The organism is Achromobacter sp. SX5, from assembly GCF_056711425.1.
Window position 1 is genome coordinate 1,828,186 of record NZ_CM160041.1, and the last position, 14,846, is coordinate 1,843,031.

The 14,846-nt window shown below is 68.7% G+C and carries 10 protein-coding genes; 7 read left to right on the forward strand and 3 right to left on the reverse strand.

The window, feature by feature from the left end:
• The first annotated feature begins 9 nt into the window (after positions 1-9).
• The 7 genes from AC1M14_RS08655 (at position 10) to AC1M14_RS08685 (ending at position 10,510) form a co-directional block, all read left to right on the forward strand.
• Positions 10-2,100: an ATP-dependent helicase gene (locus AC1M14_RS08655; RefSeq protein WP_479731410.1), complete on the forward strand. Its 2,091-nt coding sequence runs from the start codon at positions 10-12 to the stop codon at positions 2,098-2,100.
• A gap of 53 nt (positions 2,101-2,153) precedes the next feature.
• Positions 2,154-3,158, forward strand: a complete 1,005-nt coding sequence (locus tag AC1M14_RS08660) for a magnesium and cobalt transport protein CorA (protein WP_209165163.1) — start codon at positions 2,154-2,156, stop codon at positions 3,156-3,158.
• A gap of 280 nt (positions 3,159-3,438) precedes the next feature.
• Complete coding sequence (locus tag AC1M14_RS08665) at positions 3,439-4,071, forward strand: thermonuclease family protein (protein ID WP_209165165.1); 633 nt, start codon at positions 3,439-3,441, stop codon at positions 4,069-4,071.
• Positions 4,072-4,144: 73 nt separating this feature from the next.
• The gene (locus AC1M14_RS08670; RefSeq protein WP_479731411.1) at positions 4,145-6,382 is read left to right on the forward strand and encodes an ABC transporter substrate-binding protein; all 2,238 of its coding nucleotides are present in this window, start codon (positions 4,145-4,147) and stop codon (positions 6,380-6,382) included.
• Positions 6,379-7,356 carry an ABC transporter permease gene (locus tag AC1M14_RS08675; protein WP_102772453.1) on the forward strand — a complete coding sequence of 326 codons (978 nt, stop codon included), beginning with the start codon at positions 6,379-6,381 and terminating at the stop codon, positions 7,354-7,356. The genes AC1M14_RS08670 and AC1M14_RS08675 overlap by 4 nt, the downstream gene beginning before the upstream one ends.
• A 5-nt stretch (positions 7,357-7,361) precedes the next feature.
• Positions 7,362-8,828 (forward strand): ABC transporter permease, encoded by a 1,467-nt coding sequence (locus AC1M14_RS08680; RefSeq protein ID WP_111824636.1) that lies wholly within the window; start codon positions 7,362-7,364, stop codon positions 8,826-8,828.
• Positions 8,825-10,510, forward strand: coding sequence for an ABC transporter ATP-binding protein (locus AC1M14_RS08685; RefSeq protein WP_479731412.1), 1,686 nt, complete (start codon positions 8,825-8,827; stop codon positions 10,508-10,510). Before AC1M14_RS08680 ends, AC1M14_RS08685 begins: the two co-directional genes overlap by 4 nt.
• Before the next feature lie 16 nt (positions 10,511-10,526).
• Here AC1M14_RS08685 and AC1M14_RS08690 read toward each other — a convergent pair whose 3' ends face one another.
• The 3 genes from AC1M14_RS08690 to AC1M14_RS08700 all read right to left on the reverse strand — a co-directional run bounded on the left by AC1M14_RS08690 (position 10,527) and on the right by AC1M14_RS08700 (position 14,631).
• The gene (locus AC1M14_RS08690; RefSeq protein WP_102772451.1) at positions 10,527-11,060 is read right to left on the reverse strand and encodes a MarR family winged helix-turn-helix transcriptional regulator; all 534 of its coding nucleotides are present in this window, start codon (positions 11,058-11,060) and stop codon (positions 10,527-10,529) included.
• 29 nt (positions 11,061-11,089) lie between these two features.
• Positions 11,090-12,760 carry a collagen-like triple helix repeat-containing protein gene (locus AC1M14_RS08695; RefSeq protein WP_479731413.1) on the reverse strand — a complete coding sequence of 557 codons (1,671 nt, stop codon included), beginning with the start codon at positions 12,758-12,760 and terminating at the stop codon, positions 11,090-11,092.
• Positions 12,761-13,032: 272 nt separating this feature from the next.
• Entirely contained in the window at positions 13,033-14,631 is a 1,599-nt protein-coding gene (locus tag AC1M14_RS08700) for a ShlB/FhaC/HecB family hemolysin secretion/activation protein (RefSeq protein WP_246842410.1), read from the reverse strand.
• Positions 14,632-14,846 lie beyond the last annotated feature (215 nt).

A 14,846-nucleotide genomic window follows, 5' to 3' on the forward strand; every position in this document is an offset into this window, starting at 1 on the left:
CCCCGTTCCATGTCCGACCCCAACAGCCTGCCGTCTCCGTCCGCCTCCGAACGCCCCGATCCCCTGGCCGATCTCAATCCCGCCCAGCGCGAAGCCGCCGAATTCGGCGCGGCCGCGCCGCTGCTGGTGATCGCGGGCGCCGGCTCGGGCAAGACCAACACGCTGGCGCACCGCGTCGCCCACCTGATCCTCAATGGCGCGGACCCGCAGCGCATGCTGCTGCTGACGTTCTCGCGCCGCGCGGCGCTGGAGATGGAGCGGCGCGTGGGCACGGTGCTGCAGCGGGCGATGAACCTGCGCTCCACGCAGCAGCCGCCGTCGCTGCCGTGGGCCGGCACCTTCCACGCGATCGGCGCGCGGCTGCTGCGCGATTGCGCGCAGCGCATCGGCCTGGCCGAAACCTTCACCATCCATGACCGCGGCGACGCCGAGGACCTCATGGGCATGGTGCGCCACGAACTCGGGCTGTCGGCCACCAAGTCGCGCTTTCCGCTCAAGGGCACCTGCCTGGCGATCTATTCGCGGGTGGTCAACAGCCAGACGCCCGTGGCCGACGTGCTCAAGACCGCCTTCCCGTGGTGCGCGCAATGGGAGGACGAACTCAAGAACCTGTTTCGCGCCTACGTCGCGGCCAAGCAGGACCAGCAGGTGCTGGACTACGACGACCTGCTGCTCTACTGGGCCGAGATGATGGGCGACCCCGGCATCGCGGCCGACCTGGGGGCGCGCTTCGACCACGTGCTGGTCGACGAGTACCAGGACACCAACCGCCTGCAGGCGGCCATCCTGCTGGCCCTGAAGCCCGACGGGCGCGGCCTGACCGTGGTGGGCGACGACGCCCAGGCCATTTATTCGTTCCGCGCGGCCACCGTGCGCAACATCCTGGACTTCCCCGCGCAGTTTCCCGAGCCGGCGCGCGTCATCACGCTGGAGCGCAACTACCGCTCCACCCAGCCCATCCTGAACGCGTCCAACGCGGTCATCGGCCAGGCCACGGAACGCTATGCCAAGGATCTCTGGACCGACCGCCAGTCGTCGCAGCTGCCCGAGCTGGTGACGGTCAGCGACGAGGCCGGCCAGGCGCGCTGGGTCGCCGACCAGGTGCTGGCCCAGCGCGAGGGCGGCGCCACGCTCAAGTCGCAGGCCGCGCTGTTTCGCACCTCCAGCCACAGCGCCGCGCTGGAACTGGAGCTGACCCGCCGCAGCATCCCTTACGTGAAGTTCGGCGGGCTGCGCTTTCTGGAGGCCGCGCACGTCAAGGACCTGCTCTCGCTGCTGCGCTGGGCCGAGAATCCGCGCGGACGCATGGCCGGCTTTCGCGTGGCGCAGCTGCTGCCGGGCATCGGCCCGGCCACCGCGGCCAGGCTGATGGACGCCATGTCGGCCTCGCCGCAGCCGCTGCAGGCGCTGCGCGAATTCAAGCCGGGCGCGGCGGCCCAGGAGGAATGGCGCGGCTTCGCCGACACCTACGCCGCGCTGTGCGATTCCGGCCTGAAGTGGCCGGCCGACGCCGACCTGGCCCTGCGCTGGTACGGCAGTCAGCTGGAGCGGCTGTACGACGACGCCCGGGTGCGCCGCGCCGATCTCGACCAGCTGCTGCGCATCGCCTCGGGCTATCCGTCGCGCGAGCGCTTCCTGACCGAGCTGACCCTGGACCCGCCGGACGCCACCAGCGACGAATCCGGCGCGCCGCTGCGCGACGAGGACTACATGATCCTGTCCACCATCCATTCGGCCAAGGGCCAGGAATGGAAGGCGGTCTATGTGCTGAACGTGGTGGACGGCTGCATCCCGTCCGACATGAGCACCGGCACGGCCGAAGAGATCGAGGAAGAGCGCCGCCTGCTGTACGTGGCCATGACGCGCGCCCGCGAGCGCCTGCAGCTCATCGTGCCGCAGCGCTTCTACGTGCACCAGCAGACCGGCATGGGCGACCGCCACGTCTACGGCTCGCGCACGCGCTACATCTCGAATGCGATGCTGCCGCTGTTCGAGCATCTGCCCAAGCCCCCGCCGCTGCCCGAAGGGCGCGGCGCGTCGCCGCAGCCGCAGGCGCCAAGCGTGGACGTGGCCCGGCGGGTGCGAAATCTGTTCTCGTAGAAAGGGCTATCATCGCCCGATACCGGCACGGGTCGCATAGTCCGAGGGTGTTTATGTCTACTGAAGAACTCGCCGCCGACGCGGCGAAACGCGAAGTCGTCGCGTCGATCGCCTACGTGAACGGGCGGCGCGAACGCGAGGTTCCCATCGACGAGGTCGGGCAGTACGTCAGGCAGGGCCACGGCATGCTGTGGATAGGCCTGCGCAATCCCGGCCCGGAACTGCTGGGCAGGATCGCGAGCGAACTCGGCGCCTGCGACAAGAACCAGGAAGAAATGCTGGAGGCCCATCGCCGGCCCAAGATCATCGACTACGGCAACATGATCCTGATCGTGGCCATCACGGTGGAGGTCGAGGCCGAGCGGCCGATCTTCGGCGAAACCCAGTTCCTCATCGGCGACGGTTTCCTGGTCACGGTGCGGCGCGGCGCCACCGCCGGCCACAGCGCGCTGCGCGAACGGCTGGAAGCCGCGCCCGACCTGCTCAAGCGCGGCAGCGACTATGTGGCTTCCGAGCTGCTGGACTGGCTGGTCGACCGCTACGTGGCGGCGGCCGGCAAGATCGAGGCGGTGGTGGAGGGCGCCGAGCAGAAGCTGCTGATCCGCGGCGCCAAGGACTCCGACATCCGCAGGCTGTACCGGCAGCGCCGCGACCTGCTGCGCATCCACACGGTGGTCTCGCCGCTGGCCGAGATATGCCGCCGCCTGGCGCGCGTGGAGATGTCGGCCGTGGACGAGCACGCCCGCCCGTATTTCGGCGAGGTCGCCGACCGCGTGCTGCGGGTGGACGAGCTGTTCAACGCCTTGCGCGAATCGCTGGCGTTCGCGTTCGAAGCCAGCCTCATGATCGGCCAGGCGGCGCAGAACGACACCACCCGCAAGCTGGCCTCCTGGGCCGCCATCCTGGCGGTGCCCACCGCCATCGCCGGCATCTACGGCATGAACTTCGAGTTCATGCCCGAACTCAAATCGCCCTGGGGCTATCCCGTCACGCTAGGCGTGATCGCGAGCGTCTGTTCGGTGCTGTACTGGCGGTTCCGGAAGTCGGGGTGGTTGTAGGATGGGTGCAGCGCGAGAGTTCTTGAGCAAGGACCCGAATATGGAGCGCGCGTAACCCATCAGGCGGCGCCAGCCGCCGGTTTTCGTGGCAAGAGACAAATAATCAGCATGCGACGAAAGGCGGCGGCTGGCGCCGCCTGATGGGTTTCGCGCGCTGAGCGTCTGCGTCCTTGCTCAAAAACTCTCGCGCTGCACCCATCCTACGCCACCCCACCCGCAGCCACCCCGCCCCCCCTCCTTATGGCAAACTTCCTGCGTTTTCCATTCTGGAGCCCTGCCGGTGCGTGGCAATCCTTATTTTCGCGGCGGCGGCAAGCTGGCCGCCGTGGTCGTCGCCCTTATCCTTGCGGCGGCGGCGGCCGTGGTCGATTGGCTGCAGCCTTCCGGGCGGCAGGAGCCGCAGCCGGCGCCGCCGGCGCAGGGCCGGGCGGACGGGGTGCCTGCCGGCAGCTATACGTTGACGGGCATGATCGTCAATGTCGCCGACGGCGACACCGTCACGCTGCGGGCGCCGGACGGGCAGCGCAAGATCCGCATGGACAGCATCGACGCGCCCGAGGAAGGGCATGGCGCCGAACAGCCCGGCCAGCCCTATGCCGAGGCCGCGCGCAAGCATCTGGCCGGCCTGGTGGCGGGCAAGACGCTGACCGCCCAGTGCTATGAAAAAGACCAGTACGGCCGCGACGTGTGCGCGCTGATGCTGGAGAACGGGCAGTCGGCCAACCGCGCCCAGGTCGAGGCCGGCTACGCCTGGGCCTACACGGCGCGCCGCGGCGACTACCTGCGCGACCAGGCCATGCCGGCGCTGCAGCGCCAGGCCAAGGCGGCCGGGCGCGGCCTGTGGGCGCAGCCGGGCGCCGTGCAGCCCTGGAAATGGCGCTACGACTGCTGGCGGCAGCGCCAGTGCGGCTGAGCGCGGCGCGGCCCTATGGGTCCGGGCCCGTGTTTGCTATCCTCTGTCGCAACGATTCGAAGGGAAGGTTTCCATGGGTGCATTGAAGCGGCTCTGGGCGATGGCCTTGCTGTTGTCGCTGGCGTTGGCGGGCTGCTCGCGGGAAAGCCCCATCAACAGCCCCTATCCGGCCGGCGCCGAAGGCCAGAACACGCTTTATTCGGCCTTCGTCAAGCGCTCGCCCAAGTACCTGGACCCGGCCAGCTCCTATTCCGGCGACGAAACCCCCTATACCTACAACATCTACGAGACGCTTTACGGCTACCACTATCTGAAGCGGCCCTACGAACTGGTGCCGCGCGCGGCGGCCTCGATCGACCCGCCGGTCTACCTGGACGCCCAGGGCAACACGCTGCCGGCCGACGCGCCGGGCCAGCAGATCGCCGAGAGCGTGTACGACATCAAGCTGCGCCCCGGCTCGCGCTACGCGCCGCATCCGGCCTTCGCGCGCAAGGCCGACGGCGGTTATGAATACTTTCCGCTGGCGCCGGGCGAACTCGAAGGCAAGTACTACATTCCCGATTTCCCGCGCACCGGCACGCGCGAGCTGACCGCCGACGACTATGTCTACGGCCTGCGGCGCCTGGCCAGCCCGCGCGTGGTGTCGCCGATCTCCGCGCTGATGGCCGAGCACATCGTGGGCCTGAAAGAATACGGCGAGCGCCTGCGCCAGCGCGACCAGGCGCTGCGGCGCGACGCGCCGGGCGGCGCCGGCGCGCCGCCCTGGCTGGACCTGCGCGAGCCCGACGGCTTCACCGGCGTGCAGGCGCTGGACGCCCACACCCTGCGCATCCGCGTCAAGGGCAAGTATCCGCAGTTCAAGTACTGGCTGGCCATGACTTTCACCGCGCCCATTCCCTGGGAGGCGGACCGCTTCTACAGCCAGCCGGGCATGGCCGAGCATGACCTGTCGTTCAACACCTGGCCGGTGGGCACCGGCCCGTACATGCTGGCGGAGTCGCTGCAGAACCGCCGCCACGTGCTGGCCCGCAATCCCAACTACCACGGCGAACCCTATCCCTGCGAAGGCGAACCCGGCGACGAGGCCGCCGGCCTGCTGGCCGACTGCGGCAAGCCCACGCCCTTCATCGACCGCGCGGAATTCAGCGTCGAAAAAGAAGCCATACCGCTGACCGGCAAGTTCATGCAGGGCTATTACGACATGCCGCAGATCGAGCGCGGCGAATACGGCGTGGCCATGCTGGTGGCGGCCGGCGACAGCCAGGACAAGGCGCGCCTGTACCGCGAGCACGGCATCAAGCTGCCCACCACGGTCGAGACGGCCAACTGGTACATGGGCTTCAACTGGCTGGACCCGGTGGTGGGCAAGGGCGATACGCCCGAGCAGCAGGAAAAGAACCGCAAGCTGCGCCAGGCCATCAGCATCGCCTTCGACTGGGAAGAATACGTGGCCGTGTTCGAGAACAGCCAGGCTTCGGTGGCCTACGGCCCGGTGCCGCCAGGCGTGCTCGGCTACCGCGAGCCGCCCGAGGGCATCAACCCGGTGGTCTACGACCTGGTGGACGGCAAGCCCGTGCGCAAATCGGTGGACGTGGCCAAGCGCCTGCTGGCCGAGGCCGGCTACCCGGACGGCCGCAACGCCGAGACCGGCGCGCCGCTGGTGCTGTACTACGACTCCATGTCGGGCGGCGGCTCCAATCCGCAGTTCGACTGGATGCGGCGCCAGCTCGCCAAGATCGGCGTGCAGCTGGACGTGCGCGCCACCGACTACAACCGCTTCCAGGACAAGATGATGCGCGGCGCCGCGCAGATCTTCTTCTGGGGCTGGAATGCCGATTATCCCGACGCCGAGAATTTCCTGTTCCTGCTGTACGGCCCCAACGCCAAGGCCAAGGGCGGCGGCGAAAACGCGGCCAACTACGCCAGCCCCGAATACGACCGGCTGTTCGAGCAGCTCAAGTTCCTGGACGACGGCCCCGAGAAAGAAAAGCTGATCGCGAAAATGGTGGCCATCGTGCAGCGCGACGCGCCCTGGATGTTCGGCTACTTCCCGATGTCGGGCGGCGCCTACCAGCAATGGGTGGGCAACGCCAAGCCGACCCAGATGGTGCGCAACACGCTGCAATACATGAAGATCGATCCCGAGCTGCGCCAGCGCAAGATCGACGAATGGAATTCCCCCAGATGGTGGCCCGTCGGCGTCTTCGTGCTGCTGCTGGCGCTGGCGATCTGGCCTTCGTACGTGGCGCTCAAGCGGCGCGAACGCCAGACGGCATTCGCGCCGCGCGCCGGCAAGGAGCATCAATCATGATCGGCTACGTGATCCGCCGTCTGCTGTACGGCGTGCTGATTCTGATCGGCGTGAATCTCTTTACCTTCATCCTGTTCTTCGCGGTGAACACGCCCGACGACATGGCGCGCCTGGCCATCGGCGGCCAGCGCGTCAGCCAGGAGGCGGTGGAAAAGTGGAAGGCCGAGCGCGGCTACGACAAGCCGCTGTTTTTCAACAGCAAGGCCGAGGGCGCGGCCCGGCTGACCGACACGGTGTTCTACCAGCGCTCGGTGCCGCTATTGGCCATGGAGTTCGGCGCCTCCGACGGCGGCCGCGACATCGGCCGCGAGATCCAGACGCGCATGGGGCCCAGCCTGGCGCTGGCGGTGCCCACCTTCATCCTGGGGCTTTTCGTCAGCATCGTGTTCTCGCTGACGCTGGTGTATTTCCGGGCCACGCGGCTGGATTTCTGGGGCGTGGTGCTGTGCGTGCTGCTGCTGTCCATCTCCAGCCTGTTCTACATCATCGCCGGCCAGTGGGTGTTCGCCAAGCTGCTGCGGCTGGTGCCGTTCTCGGGCTTCTCGGGCGGGCTGGACGCGGTCAAATTCCTGGCGCTGCCGGTGCTGGTCGCCATCGTGTCGCGGCTGGGGCCGGAAGCGCGCTTCTACCGCACCCTGTTCCTGGAGGAGATCGGCAAGGACTACGTGCGCACCGCCCGTTCCAAGGGCCTGGCCGAGCGCGTGGTGCTGTTCAGGCACGTGCTGCGCAACGCCATGCTGCCCATCCTGACCGGCACGGTGGCCGCGCTGCCGCTGCTCTTCATGGGCAGCCTGATCGCCGAATCCTTTTTCGGCATTCCCGGCCTGGGCAGCTACACCATCGACGCGATCAACGCGCAGGACTTCTCCATCGTGCGCGCCATGGTGTTCCTGGGCGCCGCGCTCTATATCGTCGGGCTGATCCTGGCCGACATTTCCTACACGCTGGCCGATCCCCGCGTCAGATTCGAGTAGCCGCCATGCCCAAGTTCGTCTTTCTCTGGACCGATATCGCGCTATGGCTGATGGTGCTGGGCGCGGCCGCCTACGCCTGGCGGGTGCGCCGCAGCCCGAACCTGCGCTCGACCTGGGCGCGCGTCGCCCGCGATACGCCGGCCATGTGCTCGGCCGTGGTGCTGGCCGCCTTCGTCGCGGTGGGCCTGCTGGATTCGGTGCACTACCGGCCCCAGTTGCCGCCCGCGCCGGGCGCGCCGGCCGACGCCGCCCCGGTCTATGCGCCCGCGGTGCGCTCGGCGCTGGACGGCCTGCTTGCCGGCACGGTGCTGATGCGGCCGGAGAAAACCTATTCCGAACCGCTGGCCGTGCGCCAGTTCACCAAGGAAACCGAGCTGGTCGACGGCAAGCCGGTGCGCGATTTTCCCCGGCTGCGCGGCGCCGGCCTGCACCTGGAGGACCCGGACCGCGACCGCGGCGGCGACCTGCTCAGGCGGCTGGGGCTGGGCCTGGCCGGCGGGCTGGCCGTGGCGCTGGCGGCGGCCGGGGTGCTGTACGCCTGCCTGCGGCGGCGGCGCGCGGCGTCCGGCGATCATGCCGGCGTGCCCTGGGGCGCCATGACGCTCACCTTCACGCTGCTGTGCCTGGCGGTGGGGGCGCTGGCGGGGCTGTCCAGCGGCTACCACGCGCTGGGCACCGACCGCATCGGCAACGACGTGCTGTGGCAGGCATTGAAAAGCATCCGCACCGCGCTCGTGATCGGCAGCCTCACCACCGTGGCCATGCTGCCGCCGGCCATCGTCTTCGGTATCGCGGCCGGCTACTTCAAGGGCAGGATCGACGACGCCATCCAGTACCTGTACACCACCATCACCTCGATTCCGGGCGTGCTGCTGGTGGCCGCCTGCGCGCTGATGATGCAGGTCTACATCGACAATAACGCGGACCTGTTCGACACCTCGGCCGCGCGCGCCGACCTGCGCCTGTTCCTGCTGTGCATGATCCTGGGCTTTACCGGCTGGGCCGGGCTGTGCCGCCTGCTGCGCGCCGAAACCCTGAAGCTGCGCGAGCTGGAATACGTGCAGGCCGCCAGGGCCTTCGGCGTATCGCACTGGCGCATCATGACGCGCCACCTGCTGCCCAACGTGGCGCACCTGGTCCTGATCACCATGGTGCTGGAGTTCTCGGGGCTGGTCCTGTACGAGGCGGTGCTGTCGTACCTGGGCATAGGCGTGGATCCCAGCATGAATTCCTTCGGCTCGATGATCGACGGCGCCCGGCTGGAAATGTCCCGCGATCCCATGATCTGGTGGAACCTGATGACCGCATTCATCTTCATGCTGGCCCTGGTGCTGGCGGCCAATCTGTTCGCCGACGCCGTGCGCGATGCGTTCGATCCGCGCACCCGTCGCTACAAGCCGGCGCGCCGCGGCCTGGGCCTGTTCAGGCGCGGCGCCGCGGCCGCGCCTTCGCGCTCCGGAGACGCGCCATGAGCCAGAAGCCCTTGCTCGAGGTCCGCGAACTGGAAGTGGACATCGCCGGCGAAAGCGGCATGACCCAGGCGGTCAAGCGCCTGCAGCTGGCCATCTCCCGGCGCCAGACCTTCGCGCTGGTGGGCGAATCCGGCTGCGGCAAGAGCATGACGGCGCTGGCGCTGCTGCGCCTGCTGCCGGACGCCGGCCGCATCGTGGGCGGGCAGATCGACCTGGACGGCGAGGACCTGAACCGCCTGCCGGAAAGCGCGATGCGCGGCGTGCGCGGAGGGCGCATCGGCATCATCTTCCAGGAACCGTCGACCAGCCTGAATCCGGTGATGCGCGTTGGCGACCAGATCGTCGAGACCCTGCTCGCGCATACGTCGCTGCGCGGCGCGGCCGCGCGCGAGCGCGCCATCGAGTGGCTGCGGCGCGTGGGCATTCCCGAGCCCGAGCGGCGCGTGGACGACTATCCCTTCCAGTTCTCCGGCGGCCAGAAGCAGCGCGTCATGATCGCCATCGCGCTGGCGGCCGAGCCGCTGCTGCTGATCGCCGACGAGCCCACCACGGCGCTGGACGTCACCGTGCAGGCGCAGGTGCTGGATCTGCTGGCCGACATCCAGCGCGAGATGGGCATGGCCATCCTGCTGATCACGCACGACCTCGCGGTGGTGAAGAACGTGGCCCATCACGTGGCGCTGATGCGCGCCGGCGAAATCGTCGAGAGCGCCAGCGCCGAGGAGTTCTTCCGCGCGCCGCGCCACCCTTATGCGCGCCAGCTGTTCGAGGCCATTCCCACCTTCGAGAAACGCGGCGTCCCGTTGACGGAGCCGGGCCGCAAGGCGCTGGCCGAGGCGGGCGGGGCGCGCGCCCGGCGTACGGGCGAGGTGGTGCTGGAGGTCGCTGACCTGAAAGTGCATTACCCCGTGCGCAAGGGGCCGCTGCGGCGCATCGTGTCGTGGGTCAAGGCCGCCGACGGGGTGACGTTCGATCTCAAGGCCGGCGAGACCCTGGCGCTGCTGGGCGAATCGGGCTGCGGCAAGACCACCACCGGCAAGGCGCTGCTGCGGCTGATCGACGGCGCGCGCGTCTCGGGCCGCGCGCTGCTAGAGGGCCAGGACCTGCTGACCGCCGACCGCCGCCAGCTGCAACGCCTGCGGCAGGACATCCAGATCGTGTTCCAGGACCCCTACGCCTCGCTCGATCCGCGCATGCGCGTGGGCGACATCTTGGACGAAGGCCTGGCCTCGCTGCGGCGCGGGATGGACAGGACGGCGCGCGCCGCGCTCGCGGCGCGCCTGGTCGAGCGGGTCGGCCTGCCGGCCAACACGCTGGCCCGCTATCCGCACGAGTTCTCCGGCGGCCAGCGCCAGCGCATCGCGATCGCGCGGGCGCTGGCGGTCGAGCCCAAGGTGCTGATCTGCGACGAGCCGACCTCGGCGCTGGACGTGTCGGTGCAGGCCCAGATCCTGGACCTGCTGCGCGAATTGCAGGACGAGCTGGGGATCGCCTACCTGTTCATCACGCACAACTTCGGCGTGGTCGAATATCTGGCCGACCGCATCGCCGTCATGGAAGGCGGCCGCATCATCGAGCTGGGGCAGGCCGACGCGGTGCTGCATGCGCCGCGCGAGGAAATGACGCGCAGACTGCTGGCGGCCGTGCCGCGCCTGCAGTTCGGCGCGCCCGGGCCGGCCTGACCCGGGCGCGGCCCGTTCAGACGGAGTGGTGCGCGCTGCGCGCCTCCAGCCAGACCAGCGTGTCGTGGCGCAGGGCGCGCACGCACTGCGCCAGATAGGCGTGCACCGATTCCAGCTCCGCCGGGTCATGGCGGCGCGCCGTCAGCATGACCGCGTCGGCGACCCATTGGCGTTCCTGCGCCACCAGCTGGCACTGCTCTTCCACCGGCCGGATCACGATCATCCGGCGATCCAGCGGATGGCGGCCGCGCTGCACGTAGCCGGCCGCCTCCAGGCGGTTGATCAGCGCCGTCGCGCCGCCGGAGCTGATGCCCATCAACTGGGCCAGCTGCCCGGTGGGCAGGGCGTCGAACTCCATCACCAGTTCCAGCGCCTTGAGGTCCGCCAGGGGGATGCCCAGCTTTTCGGCCAGAGCGGATTGGCACGCCGCGTTATAGACGGCGAACTGCCTGCCCAGCATCAGCGCGATGTCCTCAAGCACGCCGGGACGCAGTTCGCTGCTGCGCCCGGCCGCGGGCTCCTGGTGAAAGTAGGTCTCTTGTTGCAGCATGGTTCGTGCTCCCGGGCCGATGGCGTGGATTACTTGCGGGCCGAGAGGCCGCCCAGGAGGCCGCCCAGCAGGCCGCCGTTGGGAGCGCCGGCCGTGCCGCCGCCGCTCAGGCTGCCCGTGACGCCGCCCAGCAAGCCGCCCAGCAGTCCGCCGTTGGCCGTGCCGGCCGCCGCACCGCCGCCTGCGCTCACGTTCGCGCCCGCGCCGGAACCGGTGTTGGCGCTCACCGAGACGCCGCCAGCCAGTCCGCCGACCAGGCCGCCCAGCAGCCCGCCGTTGGCGGCCGCGCCGCCCGAGCCGCCGGCCGTGCCGCCCGCGGCGGCGCCGCCGCCGAGCAATCCGCCCAGCAGGCCGCCGTTGCCGGCGGTTCCGCCCGCGGCTCCGCCCAGGCCGCCCGTGACGCCGGCCAGCAGGCCGGTCACCGGCGCCAGCAGGCCGCCGTTGGCGCCGCCCGGCTGCGTCACGCCGGCCAGCAGGCCGGTGATGGGGCTGAGCAGTCCGCCGTTGCCGTTGGCGCCGCCGGTCAGGCCGCCGGTCACGCCGCCCAGGCCCAGGCCGCCCGTGAGCGAGGCGACCGCGCCGGTGGCGTTGGCCAGCGTCGCGCCCAGCGGGTTGGGGTTGCCCGGCGTGGCGTGCAGGAGGCCGCCGGCGCTGGCCACCGCGCCGCCCAGCCCTTGCAGCACGCCATTAAGGCCGACCGCGCCGCCGGGCAGCGAGCCGCCCAGGTTGCTGACCGTGCCGCCCAGGCTGTTCAGCAGGCCGGCCACCGGCGCGCCCAGCCTGGTGGTGTCGCCCACCTGCTGGGTCAGTCCGGTCACGGTGCCGGCCAGCGGGCTGGCGGTGGGGTCGAGCGCCGCGCCCAGGCCGGCCAGGGTAGGCTGCAGGCCGAGCGGCAGAACGTTGTCCACGGTCTTGCCGACGTTGCCCAGCGCCGGCTCCAGCAGCGGCGTCGAGGGTCCGCCCAGCACGCCGCCGGTGATGCCGCCGACCACCTGGGTCACCGGGTTGAGCAGGCCGCCCTGGCCCGACAGGCCGGCGGTGAGCGCGCCCACGGCGCCGGTGGCGTTGCCCAGCACGGTCGTCAGCGGATTGGGGTTGTTCGGATCGGCATGCAGCAGGCCGCCGGTGCTGGCCACGGTCTTGCCCAGGCCGTCCACCAGGCCGCCCAGGCCGGTGCTCAGCCCGCCGGGCAGGCCGGTGCCCTTGACCGTGGTGCCGAGATCGCTGACCAGCCCGCCGACCTGCTTGACCGTGCCGTCCACCGGCTGGCCCAGGCCCGTGGTGGCGCCAATTTCCTGCGTCAGCCCGACGACGGTGTCGGCCACCGGCTTGATGGTGGGGTCCAGCGCCTTGCCTACGCCGCCCAGCGTGGTGTCCAGGTTCAGGGGCAGGGTGTTGTCCACCGCGGCGCCGGTGTTGCCCAGCGTGGTTTCGAGCAGGCCGGCCGTGATCGGGTTGGTCGGATTGGTGGGATCGGTGCCGCCCGGGTTGGTGCCGCCGTCGCCGCCGCCATTGCCGCCGCCACCGCCATTGCCACCACCGCCGCCTCCCGGCGTTTCGGGAATGACCGTGCCCGGCAGGCTCGCCGACTTGCTGCCGCCACCGCCGCCGCAGGCGGCCAGGGCGCTCATCAGCGCCGCGGCCAGGACGGTGGATGTCAGGATGCGCGAAATGCGGCGAGTCTCGATATTGGTATGCATGGCGAACTCCTTGTGTTGGAAGAGTCAGGCAAGAAACGGCCCGATACATCTACACATGCACAAAGCGTGCCAACTTTTTTCAAAAAAACGCCCGCGGCGCGGCGGGCGGGATTTTCAAGGATAAAACCCTTTCAATTCATGTTGTTATGAGTTATTAAGGGTTTACCCTTATTCGAGAAATACGCAGATTTACGATCTCGCGCAGGCTGCGAATGTTACGAATGGCCGGTTATCGGCCGTTACGTTACGGGCGGCGTTACGTAACGCCGCGCTCAGAACGCGTCGTAATAAAGCGAGTAATTCGCGTTGAAACGCAGGTCGCGGTCATTGTCGACCGTCGCCGACCCCACCGGCTTGGCGACGTTGAAATCGAATAGATAATACTTATCGTCCGTGATCCGCAGCCCCAGCGCCACCGAAGACAAATGCCGCTGGTTCAGTTCCTGCAGGCTTTTGTTGTTGTACCAGGTGCGCGCATAGTCGACCATCGCATAGGGTTGCACGCTGGAAAGGTACTGCCAGCCGGTGCCGAAGCGCCGGTTTATTTCCGCCGAGACGCCTATGCCTTTATCCCCGCTTTGTTCTCCCTGGGGATAGCCCATGGCGTAGCGCCAGCTGCCGTACGAGACCTGCTCCGAGGAAGGCAGGATATTGCTGGAATATTGCCCGGCGCCCGAGAAAACCAGCCCGAACTGGCCCGGCAACGCAAAGGTCTGCTTGGCGTTGAGGTTATAGCGGGTGAAATCCAGGTCCAGGATCGGGGTGGCGGAATAGCCGTAATTGGTTGAGATGTCTTTTTTGGCGCCGGCGGCGTCGAAACCCTTGGCGACGCCTAACGTGATGTCGGTGGCCTGGCTCTCGGATACCTGGATATAACGCAGTTCCGCGTTGGCGGCGCGCACGCGGGCGTCCTGCTGCAGCCAGCGGTCGCTGTTGCGCGCGTCGTAGCGGTCCTTGGAATTGGCGGCATAGACGCCCAGCGTGCCGGTCAGCGAACGGCTGTTGTTGAGCAGGAACGGATAACTCACGCCGAGGCCGACGCGGTCGTTTTTGACGCGGCGCTCGAAACCGAGATATTCGATGGCATCGTCCTCGGGGCGCGCGTCGTAGTGGTAGCCGTCGATTTTCAGCGCCAGGCCGTCGGCGCCGATCGGCACGCGGATTTCACCGTTGAAGTATTTCACGTCGTCGGTATTGAAGGGCACGGCGGCGGTCAGCTTCACCTGTTCGCCCAGCGGCGTCAGGCTGTTGGTCGCCATATTCACCAGCGGCTGCATGCCGGTGCCCAGGTCGGCGATGCCGCCGGTCAGGCTGACCGGCTGGCGGCTGGCCGCCAATACCAGTTCTGTGGCGCCGTCGGCGCGCCGCGGCAGATCCAGGCTGGGCGTGAATTTGACGCCGGGCACCGTGCGCATCAGATTCAGCTGGCGTTCCAGCGTGGCCTGCTTGAGCGGCCTTTCCTCTTTCAACGGGCCGGCCAGGGTATCGAGCCGGTCTTGCGCGTTGCCGATATCGCCTTCGATGCGCACCGAGCCGATATATCCCTCGACCACCGTCACCACCACCAGGCCGTTGGCGAAACTCTGGTTCTGCACCAGCGCGAACGACAGCGGATAGCCTTTTTCCCGGTACAGCAGCGTGATTTTGTCGACCTGCTGGACCAGTTCGCCCAGGCTTATTTCCTTGCCGGCCAGCGGGCTCAGCAATGCGGCCACTTCTTCGAAGGGAATCGCGCGCACGCCGCTGACGTCGAAATTGCGCGGCACGATGCGCTGCGCCAGCCGCGCCTGCAAAGCCATTTGTTCCGGCGTCGCCGTCTGCACCACGGGCGGCGGCTGGGTGGCCGACGGCGGCCGCTCCAGTTTGGGCATGGAATCGACGGGATTGCCGCGCAAAGGGCCGTCTGCGCGAGCATTGCCGGCTGCCGCGAGGGCGCAGGCGAGGACCAGGGAAACTGAAGCTGCCGGAAATGTACGTCTCATGCCTTTTGATGTCTCTTGTTTCCGCGGCGCAGTTCCATGGCCTTTCCGATATTTATCGACTATTTCCACCGCCGGTCGCCGGGGTCGCGTTATGGTGCCAGTCG